The following is an 18,937-nucleotide window of genomic DNA, read 5'->3' on the forward strand; positions in this document are numbered from 1 at the left end:
GCTCCGCATCAGCCGTGGGCCGCCGGCAGCAGGCCGTCGACAAAGGCGGCGGCGTCGAAGGTGCGCAGATCGGTGGCGGTCTCGCCCAGGCCGACGAAGCGGATCGGCAGGCCGAACTCGCGCGCCAGCGCGAACACCACGCCGCCCTTGGCGGTGCCGTCGAGCTTGGTGACCACGAGGCCGGTGACGCCCACGATCTGGCGGAACTGGCGCACCTGGTTCACCGCGTTCTGGCCGGTGGTGCCGTCGATCACCATCAGCACCTCGTGCGGCGCCGCGGAATCGAGCTTCTTCAGCACGCGGGCGATCTTGCCCAGCTCGTCCATCAGGCCGCCCTGGGTATGCAGTCGGCCTGCGGTGTCAGCCACCAGCACGTCGGCGCCGCGCGAGCGCGCGGCCTGCAACGCGTCGAAGATCACGCTGGCGGCGTCGGCGTCCTGGCCCTGCGAGATCACCGGCACGGCGTTGCGTTCGCCCCAGGTCTTGAGTTGTTCCACGGCGGCGGCGCGGAAGGTGTCGCCTGCGGCCAGCAGCACGTTGCGTCCCTCGTCGCGCCACTTGCGCGCGAGTTTGCCGATGGTGGTGGTCTTGCCTACGCCGTTGATGCCCACGGTGAGCACTACGAAGGGTTTGTGGCCGGAGGGGTCCAGCGGCTGCTGCACCGGCTTGAGCAGGGCCACCAGTGCCTCGCGCAGCGCGTTGCGCAGTGCTGCGGCATCGGTGAACTCGCGCTTGTGCATGCGCTTGCGCAGGTCTTCCACCAGCGCGGTGCTGGCTTCCACGCCCACGTCGGCGGTGATCAGGGTGGTTTCCAGTTCGTCGAGCAGGTCGTCGTCGAGCTTGGGGTTGCGGCTGAACAGCGAACCCAGGCCACGACCCAGCGCGCTGCCGGCGAGGCGATCGCGCCAGCTGCGCCTGGCCAGGGCGCTTTCGGCCGGCTCGCCGGCGGTGGTTTCGGCGGGTGCCTCGACTGGCGCGACAGCGTCCGACGTATCCGTCACAGGCGCTTCGGTTGCGTCCGTGGGCGGCGTCTCGGCAGGTTTCTTCTTCCAGAAATTGAGCATTGCGGGGCGATTCAAAGACAATGGGCGGCATGCTAACACCCCGATCCGTACCGGCCGCTGAGCCTAAGAGCCAGTTCACGACCCCATGGCCAGGGTTGCCTTGCCGTGGTCGCCAGGTGCTGGTGCGTGGCGCAGCGCCTGCCAGGGTGTCGGGTCAAGCTGGGCGCCGCTGCGGGGTGGCCACGGCAAGGCAACTCGCAGGGTCGGATCCACTGGCCCGCATGCTCGCGTCATCGTTCGATCGTGGATGGACGTGCGCTTCCTCTATCTTCCTTGGCCTGCGCGCAAGCAGTCCTCGACGCGGGCCATGGGGCGATCATGAGCAGGCTCCAAGGCAGGCTGCATGAGCGGCCGCATCCGCATCATTGGCGGCAGCCTGCGCAATTCGCGATTGGATGTGCCCGAGCTGCCAGGCCTGCGGCCTACCCCGGAGCGGGTGCGCGAGACGCTGTTCAACTGGCTGTCGCCGACGATCGAAGGCGCGCGGGTGCTGGATCTGTGCGCCGGCACAGGTGCATTGGGCATGGAGGCGCTGTCGCGCGGCGCGACCAGTGCCTGCTTCGTCGAACCGGAGGTGCAGGCGTCGCGGGCGTTGCGCGGCAATCTGGCACGGCTCAAGGCCGCCGGTGGCGACGTGGTGGCCATGGACGCGCAGGGCTTTCTGCGCGGCGCGGCGCGGCCCTTCGACCTGGTTTTCCTCGACCCGCCGTTCGCGCTGGATCTGTGGGGCGCATTGGCGCAGGGTTTGGAGCAGGGGGGCTGGCTGGCCGAATCGGCTTGGGTTTACCTGGAGTCCCCGCGCGAGGTGGCGCCGACCGTGCCGCGGAACTGGTTGCAGCATCGCGAAGGGCGGGCCGGCGAGGTGCGTTTTGCGCTCTATCGGCGTGCGCTTCCGTTAAGCTAGGGATAGTCCCCACAGCATTCCCGGCTCGTGAACCCAACTTCCGGCAATCCCCGCCTGGCCGTCTATCCGGGCACTTTCGATCCGATCACCAACGGCCATGCCGACCTGGTGGCGCGTGCCGCGCCATTGTTCGACCGCGTGGTGGTGGCGGTGGCCGAGAGTCCCAGCAAGGGCCCGGGTTTCAGCCTCAACGAGCGCATCGCGCTGGCGCGGCTCGCCCTGGCCGACCTGCGCAACGTGGAGGTGTGCGGCTTCGATTCGCTGCTCGCCAATTTCGTGGCCGAGATCGGCGCCGGCGTCATCCTGCGCGGCCTGCGTGCGGTGTCGGATTTCGAATACGAATTCCAGTTGGCCAGCATGAACCGGCACCTGATCCCGCAGGCGGAAACCCTGTTCCTCACGCCGGCGGAGCAATACAGCTTCATTTCCTCGTCGCTGGTGCGCGAGATCGGCCGCCTCGGCGGCGATATCTCCGGTTTCGTGCATCCGGCGGTACAACAAGCCATGCGTCAGCGCTGGCACAAGGGCCGCAGCGTCGGCCTCCCCAAGCAACCAGAAACAAAAGAAGGTGACCATCATGCGTAAGTTCGCTCTCATCGCCGCCATCGCGCTGACCGCCGGCCTCGCCCTGGGCGGCTGCTCGCAAGGCTCGGATCAGGACCAGCAGGCCACGCAGCAGGCTGCCGCGGTTACCAAGCCCACCGACGTCAACGATGCCAAGGGCTGGCAGGCCTACCTCGGCCCGCTGGTCCAGAAGAACCTGCAGGGCATGGCTGCGCAGCAGCCCTACGTCTATTACGTGACGCCGGGCCAGAAGGACGACGACAAGGCGCAGAACGACCGCCAGTTGCAGAGCGTGCAGGATACGGTCGCCCGCGGCGTCACCCCCGGCAACCTGCTGGCCTTCGTCGGTCCGGTGTCGGCCACCACCGGCGATCTGGCCGTGGCCGCGTTCAAGAGTGCCCAGCCAGGCACCTTCAAGGATGTGATTGTGCTGTTCGTTGGCGACAAGGCCGACGAGCAGCGCGTGTCCGACGCGGTGAAGGTCACCGGCGCCACGTTCCGCTTCGTGCAGATGTGATCGACGGCCGGCGCGCGGCGCAGGCGCAACGCCTCCGCCGCGCGCCGCGCCGCATGAAACGATGTCCCTCAAGATCCTCGATACCTGCGTCAACTGCGACGTCTGCGAACCGGTTTGCCCGAACAAGGCGATCTCGCTGGGCGAAGAGTTCTACGTGATCGACCCTGCGCTGTGCACGGAATGCGTCGGTCACCACGACGAACCGCAATGCATCGAGGTGTGCCCGGTCGAATGCATCATCGTCGACCCCGCGCACGCCGAATCGCGCGAAGCGCTCGAACTCAAATACCGCCACCTGATGGGCCAGGAGCCTGCCGCATGAATACCTTCCTGCGCGGTCGCGCCCTGTTGCTTGGCTTGTTGCTGGCGAGCGGTGCGGCACCGGCCACCGATGTCACGCCCAAGCCCGCGCCGGCCACCGCGAGCGTGCAGCCGACACAGCGCCCCGGCCACGCCGGCATCGCCAGCGCCAACTTCCTCGCCACCAATGCCGGTTTCGAAGTGCTGGCCAAGGGCGGCAATGCGTTCGACGCCGCAGTGGCGGTGGCCTCCACCTTGTCGGTGGTGGAGCCGGAGAGCTCGGGCATCGGCGGTGGCTTCATGGCAACCCTGCACATCGCCAAGGACGACAGCGACGCTTTCATCGATGCGCGCGAGACGGCGCCGATGGCGGTGAATCCCAAGGACTACCTCAATCCCGATGGCACGCCGAACCGCGACACGGCGCTGAAGGGGCCGCTCTCCGCCGGCATTCCCGGCGAACCGGCCGGCCTGGCACTGCTGGCGAAGCGCTACGGCAGGTTGCCGCTCAGCGTGTCATTGGCGCCGGCCATCCGCATCGCGCGCGACGGTTTCAAGCCTGACTCGCGCCTGCTGGGCGCGATCAGGGACGAGCAGAAGAACCTCGAGCGCTGGCCCGCCTCCGCAGGCAAGTTCCTGCCCGGTGGCAAGCCGCCTGCCGATGGCGCGATCTGGCGCGATCCGGACCAGGCACGCACCTGGGAATCGATCGCGCAGAAGGGTGACGATGGCTTCTATCGCGGCGAAGTGGCGCAGAAGCTGGTGGACGCGGTGCGCGCGGCAGGCGGCGACTGGACGCTGCAGGACCTGGCGAACTACCGCGCCAGGGAGCGCACGCCCATCGTCGTCGACTACCGGGGCTATCGGATCGTCACCGCGCCGCCGCCGTCCTCCGGCGGCGTGGCCATCGCGGAAATCCTCAACATCCTGCACGGCTACGACCTTGCGAAGATGGACCAGGCGCACCGCATGCACTACGTGATCGAGGCGATGCGCCGCGCGTTCCGCGACCACAACGACTACCTCGGCGACCCCGACTTCGTGAAGATGCCGCTGGACATGCTGCTGTCGCCTTACTACGCCGACGGCCTGCGCCAGAGCATCCTGCCCGACCAGGCCACGCCGTCGTCCATGCTGCCGCACGAGTCGGCGCACGATCCGGGCATGCACACCACGCATTTCTCCATCATCGACAAGGACGGCAACATGGTGGCGATCACGTCCACCGTGAACTACATCCTCGGCTCCACCTTCGTCGCCAAGGACACCGGCGTGCTGCTCAACGACGAGATGGACGATTTCGCGCTGGTGCCGGACAAGCCCAACGTCTACGGCTTGCTCGGCAGCGAGGCCAACGCGCCGGTGGGCGGCAAGCGCATGCTGTCCTCGATGTCGCCGAGCATCGTGGTCGGCAAGGATCGCAGCGCGGTGATCGGTTCGCCCGGCGGCTCCACCATCATCACCCAGGTGCTGGAAGGCATCCTGCACTTCATCGACGGCGAAAGCGCGCAGCAGATCACCGCAGCCCGACGCTTCCACCACCAGTTCCTGCCCGACCTGGTGTACGTGGAAGATGGCGTGTTCGATCCCGCCACCAGCGAACAGCTCAAGAAGATGGGCTACACGCTCAAGCCGCGCGAAGGCTGGGGTTTCATGAACGTGGTCACCTGGGACCACAAGACCAACACGCTCGATGCCGCGAGCGATCCGCGCCGGCCGTCGGGGTTGGGCAAGGTGGAATAACAGCCGCGACGTTTGCCCGGAGCGCGGGCGGGGAGCGTCGAAGTCGAAGGGCTGCTTCGACTTCGCTTGCGTTCGCAAGCTAAGCTCGACGCGAACGGCGCGGGGGTGGCGTTGCAGGAATGTCTTGAACAGCACTGGCGACCGGCAGGTTTGGCTCATGGAACTTTTCTCGCTTCTCGGCAACTCCCAGCGTCTCGACGGCGGCGCCATGTTCGGCAACGCACCCAAGGCGATGTGGTCGCGCTGGATCGCGCCGGACGAGCAGAACCGCATCCCGCTGGCCTGCCGCTGCCTGTTGGCGAAGGGCGTGACGGTGGACGGCGTGCCCGGTCGCAACGTGTTGTTCGAGACCGGCATCGGCGCGTTCTTCGAGCCATCGCTGCGCGAGCGCTACGGCGTGGTGGAGGACCGCCACGTGTTGCTCGATTCGCTGGCTGCCGCGGGCCTCTCGCACGAGGACATCCATGCCGTGGTGCTGTCGCACCTGCATTTCGACCACGCCGGCGGCCTGCTCGCCGCGTGGCAGGAAGGCCAGCCGCCGTACCTGCTGTTTCCCAATGCCACCTTCGTGGTGGGTGCTGCGCACTGGCAACGCGTGCTGAAGCCGCACCCGCGCGACCGCGCCTCGTTCATCCCGGAACTCGCGCAGCTGCTAGTGGACAGCGGGCGGCTGGAACTGGTGGAGGGTGAGCGATCGAAGGCGTTGGGCGATGCCGTGCGCTTCAGCTATTCGGACGGCCACACGCCTGGCCTGATGCTGGCGGAGGTCGGCGGTGTGGTGTTCTGCGCCGACTTGATCCCGGGCCGCTCGTGGGTGCATCTGCCGATCACCATGGGCTACGACCGCTATCCCGAAAAGCTGATCGAGGAGAAACGCAGCTTCCTCGACGACAAGCTCGCGCGTGACGTGCGGCTTTTCTTCACCCACGACCACGCCTGCGCCGTCGCGCGCGTGCAACGCGACGAGCGTGGCCGTTACGGCTGCGCGGACGAAATGGCCGAATTGCGCGGGAGTCTGGCCTGATGCGCATCGACACGGTTCCACGCAGTGTGCTGGCGGTGGCCGGCGTGGTGCTGCTGGCGATGGGCATCGTGCTGGCGGCATCGACCGAACGCGGCCTCGCGGGTTACCGGGTCGCACTGCAGCTGCATGGTGGCGAAGTACTGGATCTCGGCAGCGACGCGGAACCGCAGCCGGATCTGCAGGGGAGGATGGTGCGCATCAGCGGCACGCCGCACGTGGTGGCGCAGCCGCTCGACGCGGACTTCAACCAGCAGGCGGACACGCCGGTGCTCACGCGACGCGTGCAGATGTTCCAGTGGCGCGAGCTGCGCCTGGGTGGAGACGCGACCTACGAGCTGGACTGGTCGGACACGCCGCAGGATGCCAGCCAGTTCGTGCACATGAACGGCCACATCAATCCGGGCGCGTTTCCGATTCCCGCCAAGCGCTTCGTTGCGGAAAGCGTGCAACTGGGCGGTTTCATGCTGGATGCGAAACTGGTGCAGGACCTGCCGGGCAGCGAACCGGTCGCGCCCAACGTCAAAGCGCTACCGGAAAACCTGGCGGCCACTTTTTCCCTGTACGACGGCGCACTCGTGACCAGCATCAAGCCGGGCGATCCGCGCCTGGGCGACCTGCGCGTGAGCTGGAATGCGGCGCCGTTGCAGGAGATCACCGTGATCGCCCGTGTCGACGGGGATCACCTGGTGCCTGCGCTGGATGCTGCCGACGGCAAGGGCTACGAAGTCGACGTGGGCAATAGTGCGTTGATCGACATGCGCCCGGACATGGCGGCACAGCCCGGGCTCACCTGGTTGCGCCGCGTGCTTGCGGTGCTGTTGGCGACGCTGGGCGTGGGCTTGCTGTTGTCGCGCAATGCGAGGCGCGCTGACCCGTTGGCTGCGCTCGGCGGCGGCCTGTTCGTGGCCGGAGCGGTTGCCGCGATCCCGTGGCTTGGCGGAAGCACGCCGGCTGTCGCTGCGTGGTTCGTTGCCGCCGCGATCGGTCTCGGGTTACTGCTCTGGCGCCGTCGCAGACGCCATCACTGATCGCCGCCCCCGAATTGCCAGCGTTGCGCCCGCACCGCGTCAGTCGCAACGGGGATGCTGTGCAACCGCTTTCAAGGAGATCCCCCCATGCATCTGCGACTGCCTGTCGTCGCCATGTTGGCGCTTGGCCTGTTCCTGCCGATTGCACATGCAGCGCAGCCTTGGGGCGACATCCCGCACAGCCAATGGAACGCGCCGCAAAAGCCGTTCCGCATCTACGGCAACACGTGGTACGTGGGGCCACACGGACTGACTTCGCTGCTGGTGGACACGGGGCACGGACTGGCGTTGTTCGACGGCGATCTGCCGGAATCCGCGCCGGTGATCGAAGCGCATATCCGCGAACTCGGCTTCCACGTGCGCGACGTGAAGTGGATACTCAACTCGCATCCCCATGCCGACCATGCCGGCGGGATTGCCGCATTGCAGGCGGCCAGTGGCGCACAGGTGCTGACCAGCACAGCCGGTGCACGTGAACTGGCCTTGGGCGGTGCCGACCGCAGCGACCCGCAATTCGGCGCCATGCCTTATTACCCGCCAGTGCAGCGGGTGCGCGTGGTGCGCGACGGGGAAACCGTGCAACTTGGCGACGCGGCGATCACCGCGCACTACACCCCCGGACACACGGCGGGCAGCACCTCGTGGACATGGACTTCCTGCGCAGGCCAGCGCTGCCTGCGCATTGCCTACGCCGACAGCCTCAGCGCCATCAGCGCCCCCGACTACCGTTTCACCGATCACCCAGCCTATATCGCCGGCTTCCGCCAGGCCCTTGCCACTGTCGCAGCGCTGCCCTGCGACATCCTGCTCACGCCGCATCCCGACGCCAGCGGCTTCTGGGAAAAAATCGCCAGGCGCAAATCGCCGGCGGATGTGACGCCCCTGGTCGACACCCAGGCCTGCCGCGACTACGCAGCCGAAGCCGAGAACAATCTGGACGCGCGACTGGCGAAAGAGCGATCGAAAGCCCGTTGACTGTCACGCATCCCGTTCAGTCGCCTCGCTCAAAGCGTGTGTCGCCACTCATGGCCGTTCGTGTATCGCCCCGCGAGCATGCGCTACGTGCACGGATCGCCTCTGACCTCGGGGCCCAGATACGGCGCGATGTGGCCATACCGTCCATCGCGTAGACGGGAGTAGTTCCAAGAGCCTCGGCACAGCGCGCCTGCAACGCCAGCGAATTGAACCGGGCATTTTCTCCTGGTCACGTCTCTTGACCGACTCCTGGCGGCCGCCTTCCGGGCCGGCTTCGCCATTCGCCACCGTTCCAGCGGTGGCGTGGACCATCAAGGAGAAGAAGCTCGGATGCCGGCATGCGATCGAAAAGCCGCCGCCGGCGAATCAAGGTGCAGAAGCGCAAGGTTCACGCGAGCCACGTCCTTCACTCAGGCTCTCTTCCCGATGGAGAGAGGTAGGCAGGACTCAGCGCTGCGCAGCACTCAGCCAGCAGACGCATGCTCCAGCAACCACAACCCCGCAAACAACTTGGGATCAATCGAATATCCCTCGCCTGCGCGCGCAAACAGCCACGCCCCCGCTTCGCGCCGAGGCACTTCGTGCACCACGATGTTCTCGCTGGCATCCCCGCCACCCGCACCCACTTTCACCAGTCCGAAGGCGCGCACATAGGCGATCATCTCGGTGCTCATGCCCGCGGAGGATGGTCCCTGGTGCAGCAAGGCGACGCGCGAACAACGCCAGCCGGTTTCCTCTTCCAGCTCGCGCTGCGCGGCCAGCAGGATGCCTTCGTCCTCCTGCCCCGCGAGATCGCCGACCAGGCCGGCCGGCATCTCGATGGTGCGCGACTGGATGGCCACGCGGTACTGCTCCACGAACAGCACGCGATCGTCGGGCGTCACCGCGATCACGATCGCCGCACCGCCGGGGTTGTTGCGTTCGACGTATTCCCAGCGTCCCCGCTTGCGCAGGCTCAGCCAGCGGCCCTGGCACAGGGTTTCCACGGGCGCATCGGCATCGGTAGGGCGCGCATCGCGAGGAGTCGTCATCGTGGCGATCAGAACGTGCGCTGCACCGAATAGTCCGCCAGCGTGGCCAGTGCATCGCGGTAGGGCGATGCGGGCAGCATGGACAGGGCTTCGTGCGCGGCATTGGCGTGCGCCTCGGCGCGCGCACGGGTGCGCTCCAGTGCGCCGGAATCGCGGATCGCGGCGACGATGCGGTCCAGCGAATCCAGGCCGCCGTGCTCGATGGCGTGACGGAGCGAGGCGACCTGTTCCGGCGTGGCGCTCTGCAGCGCGTAGATCAGCGGCAGGGTGGGCTTGCCCTCGGCGAGGTCGTCGCCGATGTTCTTGCCCAGGGTGTCGGCGTCGCTGGTGTAGTCCAGCAGGTCGTCGGCGATCTGGAAGGCGTAGCCCAGCTCCATGCCGTAGCGGCGCAACGCGGAAACCTGGTCCGCGGGCAGGCCGCTGAGCAGGGCGCCGAGTTCGGTGGCGGCGGCGAACAGCACGGCGGTCTTGCGCTCGATCACCGCGAGGTAGGCGGCCTCGTCCACGTCGGCGTTGCCGATGTTGAGCAACTGCAGCACCTCGCCCTCGGCGATGGTGTTGGTGGTGTCGGCGAGGATGCGCATGATGCGCATGTCATCCAGTTCCACCATAAGCTGGAACGAGCGCGAGTACAGGAAGTCGCCGACCAGCACACTGGCGGCATTGCCCCACAGCGCGTTGGCCGTCTGCCGGCCGCGGCGCAGGCCGGACTCGTCCACCACGTCGTCGTGCAGCAGGGTGGAGGTGTGGATGAACTCGATGACCGCGGCCAGTTTCACGTGCTGCTCGCCGTGGTAACCCGCTGCGCGCGCAGCCAGCGCGTGCAGCATCGGGCGCAGCCGCTTGCCGCCGCCGGCGATGATGTGTTCGGCGATCTGGTTGATCAGCACCACGTCGGAAGCCAGCCGTGTACGGATCAGCGCGTCGATGCGTCGCATGTCGGCGTCGGCGAGTGCGCGCACGGTGGCGAAGTCGGCGGGGCGTGGGGCGTCGGCTGGGATCGAGTTCATGGGTGGTCGCGGTGTGGGTCGCTCGATTATAGAGGCAGGGCGCCGCGAACCCGCATCCGCGGGGAGATTGCAAGCCGCGCTGGCCGGCCCAATGATGGGGCGGCGGCCGGTCGTTGCCGCCACAGGGTTCCGCTCCGATGGCTCACGAAATCATTGCGCTGATCGCCCAGTACGGCCTGCTGCTGGTGTTCCTGAACGTGCTGGCGGCGCAGGCGGGCGTGCCGGTGCCGGCCGTGCCCACCCTGGTCGTGGCCGGGGCGCTGGCGGCAGGCGGTCGCCTGTCATTGGCAGGCATCGTGGCAGCGGCCTTGGCCGCCAGCCTGATTGGCGACCTGGCCTGGTATCTGGCGGGACGGCGCTATGGCGCGGGGGTGATGCGCACGCTATGCCGCATCTCGCTGTCGCCGGATTCCTGCGTGAAGCAGTCGGAGCTGCATTTCCAGCGCTGGCGCGGACAGGTGCTGCTGGTCGCCAAGTTCGTGCCGGGGCTGTCGATGCTGGCACCGCCGCTGGTCGGCGCAATGGGCCTGTCGCCACGGAGTTTCATGCTGCTCGACGGCGTGGGTGCGCTGCTCTGGGCGGGTGTGGCGATCGCGCTCGGCTATGTCTTCGCGGGAGAAGTCGACCGCGTGCTGGACGCCATCGCGGGCGCCGGCACAGTGGCGGTCGAGGTGGTCGCGGCGCTGCTTGTGGCCTACGTGGCCGTCAAGTGGTGGCGGCGCAAACGTCTGCTGCGATCGCTGCGGATGGCACGCATCGGCGTCGAAGAGCTTGCTGGCGCGATTGCGGCAGGGCGCGCGCCCGTGGTGATCGACGTGCGTTCGGCGCTGGCGCGGCAGCTGGACGGCCGGCTCATTCCGGATGCCCTGCTGGCCGAGGTCGATGGCGTCGTGCAGGTCGTCGACGCGATACCGTTTGATCGCGAGCTGGTGGTGTATTGCAATTGCCCGAATGAGGTCTCCGCGGCGTACGCGGCGCAGGCGCTGATGGCGCACGGCTATCGACATGTGCGGCCGTTGCTGGGTGGACTGGACGCCTGGGATGCGGCTGGCTACACGGTGCATCGGCTGGCAGCAGCCGTGGTGGCTGGTGCGGGGCAGGAAGTGGACGACTCCGCGCCGACGGTGGCCTGAGGGTTCGTTCAAGGTTTCCAGCCTTCACCGCCGCGGACTTGCTGGAGCGGGGCGGCTTGCGCAGGTAACGATGGGCCGGCGTTGCGTGCGCAGCTCCCAATGCGGAACTTGCCGAACCCGTGAACAGGTTCCATGGCCGCGCCTCCCTCGGCAGAAATCTTTACGAGAAATATATGCGGCAGCGGTTTTCCGCTATCCGCCCGTTATGCCCGCGGCCCTAGATTGCGCACCTTGCCGCGCCGCCTTCCTGGCGCGGTTCCACGGAGGCATGCAATGGGCTGGGCAATGGTGTTGGGCGGCGTGATGGCCGCGGGTCTGTTCGTCTATCTGTTCTACGCGCTGTTCCGTCCGGAACGGTTCTGAGGTGGGCGCGATGGGCGATTTCATTTTCGTGGGGCTGGCGGTGGCGTTCTTCATCGCCATGGTCCTGTACATCGCCGCGCTGAAGAAGATCTGAGGAGCGCGCGATGACGACCAATATCCTCTACTTCGTGATCATGCTGGCGTGCATGACGGCGTTGGCGATACCCATGGGCCATTACCTGGCCAAGGTGTTCACCGACGAGAGGCATGCGCTCCCGGAGCGGCTTACCTACCGCCTGCTGGGCGTGGACCCGGACCGCGGCATGCGCTGGTCGCAATACGGCATGGCGCTGGTGCTGGCGAACGCCGCGATGGGGCTGCTGGGCTACCTCCTGCTGCGCGTGCAGGCCTGGATGCCGCTGAACCCGTCGCACCTGTCAGGGATGTCGCCGGACCTGGCGTTCAACACCGCCATGTCCTTCGTCACCAATACCAACTGGCAGGCCTACTCGGGCGAGAACACCTTGTCCAACTTCAGCCAGATGGCCGCGCTGACCTTCCTGATGACGGTGAGTGCCGCCACGGGCCTGGCCGCGGGCGCCGCTTTCGTGCGCGGCCTTGGGCACGCCGAGAAGCCGGAGATCGGCAATTTCTGGGTGGACTTCACCCGCATCGTCTGGCGCATCCTGCTGCCGGTCTGCTTCGTGCTGGCGCTGGTCTGCGTATGGCAGGGTGTGCCGCAGACGCTGGCTTCGGATGCCGTGGCGACCACGCTGGAAGGCGCGAAGCAGCACATCATCCTCGGCGCGGTGGCGAGCCTGGAGACGATCAAGCACATCGGTACCAACGGGGGTGGCTTCTACGGCGCGAATGCAGCGCATCCATACGAGGATCCGACGCCGCTCATCAACACGCTGCACATATTGTCGATGCTGCTGATTCCCGCGGCGCTGACGGTGGCGTTCGGCCGCATGCTCGCGCGCAATCGCCAGGGCTGGGTGCTGTTCGGCGCCTTCTTCGTGATGTTCGTGGGCTTCCTCGCCATCGTGTATCCGGCGGAGCAGGCGGGCAATCCGCAGCTCACCGCGCTGGGCGTGGACCAGCACCTCTCGGCCACCCAGCCGGGCGGCAACATGGAAGGCAAGGAGATGCGCTTCGGCATCGCCGGCAGCAGCCTGTTCGTCACGGCCACCACTGCCGCCACCACCGGCTCGGTGAACGCGATGCACGACTCGCTGACGCCGCTGGGCGGCCTGGCGCCGCTGGGCGAGATGATGCTGAACTGCGTGTACGGCGGCAAAGGCGTGGGCCTGATCAACCTGCTGCAGTACGCGATCCTCGCGGTGTTCCTGATCGGCATGATGATCGGCCGCACGCCGGAGTTCCTCGGCAAGAAGATCGAGGCGCGCGAGATCAAGCTGGTGATGCTGGCGGTGCTGGCGCACCCGATCTGCATCCTCGGCTTCACCGCGCTGGCGGTGCTCTGGCCGCATATCACCGACAGCCTCGGCAACACCGGGCCGCACGGCTTCAGCGAGATCCTCTACGCCTACACCTCGGCCACCGCCAACAACGGCTCGGCGTTCGGCGGCCTCAGCGTGAACACGCCTTTCTACAACACCACGATCGGTCTCGCGATGCTGATCGGCCGCTACGGCACCCTGCTGCCGATGCTGGCGGTGGCGGGCCTGCTCGCGAGCAAGAAGACGCTGCCGGAAACCGCGGGCACCTTCCCCACCGCCACACCGCTGTTCATGGCGCTGACCGTGCTGGTGGCGCTGGTGGTGGGCGGACTCACCTTCCTGCCGGCGTTGGCGCTGGGGCCGCTGGTCGAGCACATCGCCATGCTGCACGGCCAGCTTTTCTGAAGGATCGACCATGAACGATACGAACACTTCCATCCGCAGCCTGCTGCGGCCGGCGATCACGTCCGCCGTGCTGTTCATGCTGCTCACCGGGCTGGCCTATCCGCTGATCACCACCGCGGCGGCCAACCTGCTGCTGCCGTGGCATGCGCAGGGCAGCCTGGTGCAGCGCGACGGCAAGGTGATCGGCTCGGCGCTGCTGGGCCAGGACTTCACCGCGCCGCGCTATTTCCATCCGCGCCCCAGCGCCACGCAGGCGCCGGATCCGAAAGATCCGAGCAAGACCGTGGACTCGCCCTACAACGCGGAGTTGAGCGCCGCGAGCAACTACGGCCCTACCAACCGCAAGCTGATCGATGCCGTAGCCGGGCGCGCCCGTGCCTATCGCAGCGAGAACGGACTGGCCGCGAACGCGCCGGTGCCGGTGGATGCGGTCACGGCTTCCGCGTCGGGGCTGGATCCCGAGATCTCGCTCGCCAACGCCGAACTGCAGTTGCCCCGCGTGGCGGCGCAGCGCGGCTTGCCGCGGGCGGACGTGGAGCGCCTGTTGAACGAGCACGCCGCGACGCGCGTATTCGGCCTGTTCGGTGTGCCGCGGGTGAACGTGCTGGACCTGAACCTCGCCCTCGATGCGCTTGCGCGCGAGGGTCAACACGGAACGAAGTCATGAGTGGCAAGCAACTTCCCCTGTTCGACCCGGCTTTGCTGGGGCCGGCCTGCCTCGATGCGCTGCGCAAGCTCTCGCCGCGCACACAGTGGCGCAACCCGGTGATGTTCGTGGTGTGGCTCGGCAGCCTGTTGGTCACCCTGTTGTGGCTGCAGGCCCTGGCGGGCCATGGCGAAGCTCCCGCTGGCTTCATCCTCGCGGTGGCGCTGTGGCTGTGGTTCACCGTGCTGTTCGCAAACTTTGCCGAAGCTTTGGCCGAAGGCCGCAGCAAGGCACAGGCGGCGAGTCTGCGCGGCATGCAGCGCAAGATCGTGGCCAAGAAGCTGTTGGAACCGAACCACACCAGTCGTTGGATCCCCCTGGACGCCAGCGAATTGCGCAAGGGCATCGTGGTGCTGGTGGAGGCCGGCGACTGGGTGCCGCTGGACGGTGAGGTGATCGAAGGCGTCGCTTCGGTGGACGAGAGCGCGATCACCGGCGAATCCGCACCGGTGATCCGCGAGGCGGGCGGCGACTTCTGCTCGGTCACCGGCGGCACGCGCGTGCTTTCCGATTGGCTGGTGGTGCGCATCGGCGTCAATCCCGGCGAGTCTTTCCTCGACCGCATGATCGCGATGGTGGAAGGTGCCAAGCGGCAGAAGACGCCGAACGAAGTGGCGCTCACCATCCTGCTGGTGGGCCTCACCATCGTGTTCCTGCTGGTGGTGGTCACCCTGCTGCCGTTCTCGATCTTCGCGGTCGCCATGGGCGGCGCCGGCAAGGTGGTGACGCTGACTGCGCTGGTGGCGCTGCTGGTGTGCCTGGCGCCAACCACTATCGGCGGCCTGCTGTCGGCGATCGGCGTGGCAGGCATGAGCCGCATGATGCAGGCCAACGTGGTCGCCACATCCGGCCGTGCGGTGGAAGCGGCCGGTGACGTGGACGTGCTGCTGCTGGACAAGACCGGCACGATCACCTTCGGCAACCGTCAGGCGACGAGCTTCCATGCCGCGCCGGGCGTGGCGGAACGCGATCTCGCCGAAGCCGCGCTGCTGGCTTCGCTGGCCGACGAAACGCCGGAAGGCCGCAGCGTGGTGACACTGGCGCAGTCGCGTTTCGGTCTGCAGGTCGAAGCGTTCGGCACCGAAAACGCTGAGTTTGTTGCCTTTACCGCGCAGACTCGCATGAGCGGCGTCGATCTCGGCGCGCGCGCCATTCGCAAGGGCGCGCTGGATGCGGTGCGCCGTTATCTCGACGAAAATGGCAGCCACTTGCCCGAACTGCTGTTGCGCGCTGCAGAGGAGATCGCGCGCCGCGGTGCCACGCCGCTGCTGGTGGTGGACGCCGGCCGCGCAATGGGCGTGATCGAACTGAAGGACGTGGTGAAGCCCGGCATCAAGGAGCGCTTCGCCGAGCTGCGACGCATGGGCATCCGCACCGTGATGGTCACCGGCGACAACCCGCTCACCGCGGCGGCCATCGCCGCCGAGGCCGGCGTGGACGATTTCCTCGCCGAAGCCACGCCCGAAGCCAAGCTCAAGCTGATCCGCGACTACCAATCGCAGGGGCGCCTGGTGGCGATGACCGGCGACGGCACCAACGACGCTCCTGCGCTGGCGCAGGCCGACGTGGCGGTGGCGATGAACTCCGGCACGCAGGCCGCGCGCGAGGCCGGCAACATGGTGGACCTGGACTCCAATCCCACCAAGCTGCTGGAGATCGTGGAGACCGGCAAGCAGCTGCTGATGACGCGCGGTTCGCTCACCACGTTCTCCATTGCCAACGACGTGGCGAAGTACTTCGCGATACTGCCGGCGATCTTCGTGGCCACCTATCCGCAACTCGATGCGTTGAACGTGATGCGCTTGCACAGCCCTGGCTCGGCGATCCTGTCGGCAGTGATCTTCAACGCGCTGATCATCATCGTGCTGATCCCGCTGGCATTGAAGGGCGTGCGCTATCGCGCCATCGGCGCAGCCGCGTTGCTCAACCGCAACCTGCTGATCTACGGCCTCGGTGGCCTGGCCGTGCCCTTCGTCGGCATCAAGCTCATCGACATGCTGCTGGTTGCCTGTGGACTCGTGTGAGGAGAAATCCATGAACGCCCAACTGAAACTTTCCGTGAATCTTCCCGATGACCGGCACGAGCAGATCGAGGTGGTCGTCTCCACCGGCGAAGGCCGCGACGTGGTGATCGCGTTGCCCGTGCGGCAGAGCGCGCCGGCACATGTGGTCACCGCGGCCGAACGCGAGCAGGACGACTACGTGCTGGGCGGCTACGCCGGCATCTGACAAGGCTCGTGGTCTTGCTCGTCATTCCGGCGAAGGTCGGCCCCATAGGGGTGAGCTCAGCGAATCATCCAGTGACTGTGTGACTCGGACGAGCATGGTCGTGACTGGATCCCGGCCTTCGCCGGGATGACAAGCAAAGGCGGGTTGCTTGATTCATCGCTTCACGAAGGCGGCCGTTGCGGGCCGCGAAACAAGGAAAGACATGACACACAAGAAATTGCTTCCGCTGGCGCTGATGCTGGCGATGTTGCCGGCCGGACGTGTACTGGCCGGTACCACCGCGGCCGTGCCGCTGGCCGATCCGCAGAGCGTCGCCTCGACACAGGCGCCCGCGATGGAGGTGCAAAGCTCCGATTGCTCCCACGGGTTCCTTTCGCGTTTCGCCGCGGCGTATCGCGAAGATGCGCAGCCGGCCGATCCGAATGCGCCGGCGGCCAAGCGTCGCGCGATGGATGCGCCGCTGGATTCGCCGCCGTTCCCCTCGTCGGAGTGGCAGCTCGGCGGCGTGCCGGCGCCGATCGGAGTGCCGGACACCAATTCCACCTATCCGCTGGAAAAGGCGCTGGGCTGCACCGCGCTGGGCCAGTGGATGCAGCGCAACCGCATCGAGATGTTCGGCTGGGTCACGCCGTCGGGGAACCTCAGCACCTCCAGCAAGAGCAACGCACCGCTGTCGTACAACACGCGTGCCAACCGCCTGGAGTTCGACCAGTTCGTGTTCAACCTCACACGGGTGGAAGACACGGTGCAGACCGACCACCTGGACTGGGGCTTCGACATCTCCAACCTGTACGGCTACGACTACCACTACACGATCATGAAGGGCGTCTTCAGCAACCAGTTGCTGAACAACCCATCCAGCAACGAGCCGCAGAACGGCAAGCTCTACGGCGACGACCCGATGCTGTTCTACGCCGACCTCTATATCCCGTGGGTGGCTCAGGGCATGGTGGTGCGCGTCGGCCGCTGGCTGTCGCTGCCAGACATCGAGGCACAGTTCTCGCCGCAGAACTACCTGATGACCCACTCGATCCTCTACACGGTCGATCCGTATACACAGATGGGCGTGATGACCACCACGCGCCTCAACCAGCAATGGACCCTGCAGGTCGGCGTGAACGCCAGCAACGACACGGCGGTCTGGAACCCTGGTGCGCGGCCCACGCTGCAGGCCTGCGTACGCTGGGTGTCGGTCGACAACAACGACATGCTGTACCCCTGCGTCAACAGCCTCAATCACTCCGACTACAACTACAACAACGTGCAGATGTACGTGATGACCTGGGGCCATCGCTTCAACGAACGCGTGCACATCCTCACCGAGGCCTACCGCATGTTTGGCCGCAACGTCCCCGGCTTCGGCCCGGGCGGCATCCCGGGCGAGCCGGGCACCTCGGCGCTGCCGGGTTATGCCAGCGCGTTCGGCGTGGTGAACTACCTCAACATCGAGCTGGACGCGAAGAACATGCTGTCCATCCGCAATGAGTTCTACAACGACGAGAACGGCCAGCGCACCGGCTACGCCACGCGCTACAGCAGCCATACCGTCGGCATCACGCACTGGGTTTCGCAGGATCTGGAGATCCAGCCGGAGCTGCGGTACGAAAAATCGTATGACGTCGATGCCTATGACAATGGGCGTAAGGATTACCAGGCGGTGGCGTTGCTGGATGCGATCATTCACTTCTGATGTTTGCTTTCCTTTCGCCATTGCTGCGATGGCCTGCATTTTCCCTCTCCCGCTTGCGGGAGAGGGGTAGGGGAGAGGGGCTTTTGCTTGTGGGTTTGCCGCAAGTTTCAAAGCGGTTTCGTGCGCCTGTCGGCGCCCGAGTTACTTCTCTTTTGCGTGCCCAAAAGAGAAGTAACCAAGAGAAAAGGGCACCCCGCGGCGACGCTTTTCGCCCATTCATGGGCGAAAAGTCCGTGAGGCGTGGCCGGGCTTTTCGGCTGGACTCCTGTCCGGTCGAAAAGGCGAGTCCATCCATGGACTCGCCCGCTGCGCGGCCTTGTCGTCCACGCCTCACCGCCGCCGAGGGGCCTCGGAAGAGCAGCGCGCTTCCTGCGCGCAGAAGCAACAGCCAGGGCAAAGAAAAAAACCGTGAGAGGTGTTCGTGCTTTTGCTCGTCATTCCGGCGAAAGCCGGACAAGCGCTCCGCGCGCAGAATGCCCGCAGGGCGGCCCCAAAGGGGCGAGCGCAGCGAGTCATTCAGTGATGTTGATCTTCCAGTGCCGAGGCACTGGATGACTCGCTGCGCTCGCCCCTTTGGGGCCAGCCTTCGGCTGTTCAACGCTCGCGTAGCTCGCTTTTGTCCGGCTTTCGCAGGGATGACAAGTGTGGGGTGCTGGAGTACCTCAGCTTCCAGATACGGCGTGGCATGGCGGCGGCGGTGGTCGTGTCGCGGGATATAGTTCCAACATCCTCGAAACCGCAGGCTTGTAATCCCGGCGGATTAAGCAAGGCCATTTCTCTTGGTTACTTCTCTTTGGGCCAGCAAAGAGAAGTGACTCGGTCGCCGGCAGGCGATCGAAAGCCCGCCG

General features: G+C 66.5%; 18 protein-coding genes. 15 read left to right on the top strand and 3 right to left on the bottom strand.

What is annotated here, in order from left to right:
- Positions 1 to 8: 8 nt before the first annotated feature.
- A complete protein-coding gene (ftsY, locus tag ISP25_RS16745; RefSeq protein WP_404615479.1) occupies positions 9 to 1,064 on the bottom strand; it encodes a signal recognition particle-docking protein FtsY in 1,056 nt (351 codons plus the stop codon).
- 343 nt (positions 1,065 to 1,407) lie between these two features.
- On the opposite strand from ftsY, the gene rsmD reads away from it, so the two are divergent.
- From rsmD to bla, 8 genes are all read left to right on the top strand, one after another.
- Entirely contained in the window at positions 1,408 to 1,968 is a 561-nt protein-coding gene (gene rsmD, locus ISP25_RS16750) for a 16S rRNA (guanine(966)-N(2))-methyltransferase RsmD (RefSeq protein ID WP_404615480.1), read from the top strand.
- Positions 1,969 to 1,995: 27 nt separating this feature from the next.
- Complete coding sequence (gene coaD / locus ISP25_RS16755; RefSeq protein WP_192159832.1) at positions 1,996 to 2,553, top strand: pantetheine-phosphate adenylyltransferase; 558 nt, start codon at positions 1,996 to 1,998, stop codon at positions 2,551 to 2,553.
- Entirely contained in the window at positions 2,546 to 3,049 is a 504-nt protein-coding gene (locus tag ISP25_RS16760; RefSeq protein WP_192159833.1) for a hypothetical protein, read from the top strand. The genes coaD and ISP25_RS16760 overlap by 8 nt, the downstream gene beginning before the upstream one ends.
- 61 nt (positions 3,050 to 3,110) lie before the next feature.
- Complete coding sequence (locus ISP25_RS16765; protein ID WP_192159835.1) at positions 3,111 to 3,371, top strand: YfhL family 4Fe-4S dicluster ferredoxin; 261 nt, start codon at positions 3,111 to 3,113, stop codon at positions 3,369 to 3,371.
- Entirely contained in the window at positions 3,368 to 5,092 is a 1,725-nt protein-coding gene (gene ggt, locus ISP25_RS16770; protein WP_404615481.1) for a gamma-glutamyltransferase, read from the top strand. Before ISP25_RS16765 ends, ggt begins: the two co-directional genes overlap by 4 nt.
- A gap of 157 nt (positions 5,093 to 5,249) precedes the next feature.
- Positions 5,250 to 6,116, top strand: coding sequence for an MBL fold metallo-hydrolase (locus ISP25_RS16775; protein WP_404615483.1), 867 nt, complete (start codon positions 5,250 to 5,252; stop codon positions 6,114 to 6,116).
- Positions 6,116 to 7,144, top strand: a complete 1,029-nt coding sequence (locus ISP25_RS16780; RefSeq protein ID WP_192159841.1) for a TMEM43 family protein — start codon at positions 6,116 to 6,118, stop codon at positions 7,142 to 7,144. Before ISP25_RS16775 ends, ISP25_RS16780 begins: the two co-directional genes overlap by 1 nt.
- Positions 7,145 to 7,231: 87 nt before the next feature.
- On the top strand, positions 7,232 to 8,119 hold the full coding sequence (bla, locus tag ISP25_RS16785) for a subclass B3 metallo-beta-lactamase (RefSeq protein ID WP_404615485.1): 888 nt from the start codon (positions 7,232 to 7,234) through the stop codon (positions 8,117 to 8,119).
- A 464-nt stretch (positions 8,120 to 8,583) separates the two neighbouring features.
- Here bla and ISP25_RS16790 read toward each other — a convergent pair whose 3' ends face one another.
- Positions 8,584 to 9,150 carry an NUDIX hydrolase gene (locus ISP25_RS16790; RefSeq protein ID WP_404615487.1) on the bottom strand — a complete coding sequence of 189 codons (567 nt, stop codon included), beginning with the start codon at positions 9,148 to 9,150 and terminating at the stop codon, positions 8,584 to 8,586.
- A gap of 8 nt (positions 9,151 to 9,158) precedes the next feature.
- A complete protein-coding gene (locus tag ISP25_RS16795) occupies positions 9,159 to 10,160 on the bottom strand; it encodes a polyprenyl synthetase family protein (protein WP_404615489.1) in 1,002 nt (333 codons plus the stop codon).
- Between the two features lie 149 nt (positions 10,161 to 10,309).
- On the opposite strand from ISP25_RS16795, the gene ISP25_RS16800 reads away from it, so the two are divergent.
- The 7 genes from ISP25_RS16800 to ISP25_RS16830 all read left to right on the top strand — a co-directional run bounded on the left by ISP25_RS16800 (position 10,310) and on the right by ISP25_RS16830 (position 18,089).
- Positions 10,310 to 11,293, top strand: a complete 984-nt coding sequence (locus tag ISP25_RS16800; RefSeq protein WP_404616335.1) for a VTT domain-containing protein — start codon at positions 10,310 to 10,312, stop codon at positions 11,291 to 11,293.
- A gap of 273 nt (positions 11,294 to 11,566) precedes the next feature.
- Positions 11,567 to 11,656 carry a K(+)-transporting ATPase subunit F gene (gene kdpF / locus ISP25_RS16805; RefSeq protein WP_192103459.1) on the top strand — a complete coding sequence of 30 codons (90 nt, stop codon included), beginning with the start codon at positions 11,567 to 11,569 and terminating at the stop codon, positions 11,654 to 11,656.
- Positions 11,657 to 11,760: 104 nt separating this feature from the next.
- Positions 11,761 to 13,464 (top strand): potassium-transporting ATPase subunit KdpA, encoded by a 1,704-nt coding sequence (gene kdpA, locus ISP25_RS16810; protein ID WP_404615491.1) that lies wholly within the window; start codon positions 11,761 to 11,763, stop codon positions 13,462 to 13,464.
- A gap of 10 nt (positions 13,465 to 13,474) precedes the next feature.
- Positions 13,475 to 14,131, top strand: coding sequence for a potassium-transporting ATPase subunit KdpC (kdpC, locus tag ISP25_RS16815; protein ID WP_404615493.1), 657 nt, complete (start codon positions 13,475 to 13,477; stop codon positions 14,129 to 14,131).
- On the top strand, positions 14,128 to 16,194 hold the full coding sequence (kdpB, locus tag ISP25_RS16820; protein WP_404615495.1) for a potassium-transporting ATPase subunit KdpB: 2,067 nt from the start codon (positions 14,128 to 14,130) through the stop codon (positions 16,192 to 16,194). Before kdpC ends, kdpB begins: the two co-directional genes overlap by 4 nt.
- A gap of 10 nt (positions 16,195 to 16,204) precedes the next feature.
- Positions 16,205 to 16,399, top strand: coding sequence for a hypothetical protein (locus ISP25_RS16825; protein ID WP_192159854.1), 195 nt, complete (start codon positions 16,205 to 16,207; stop codon positions 16,397 to 16,399).
- A gap of 202 nt (positions 16,400 to 16,601) precedes the next feature.
- Positions 16,602 to 18,089: an outer membrane beta-barrel protein gene (locus ISP25_RS16830; RefSeq protein WP_404615497.1), complete on the top strand. Its 1,488-nt coding sequence runs from the start codon at positions 16,602 to 16,604 to the stop codon at positions 18,087 to 18,089.
- Positions 18,090 to 18,937 lie beyond the last annotated feature (848 nt).

The organism is Rhodanobacter hydrolyticus (assembly GCF_044904645.1).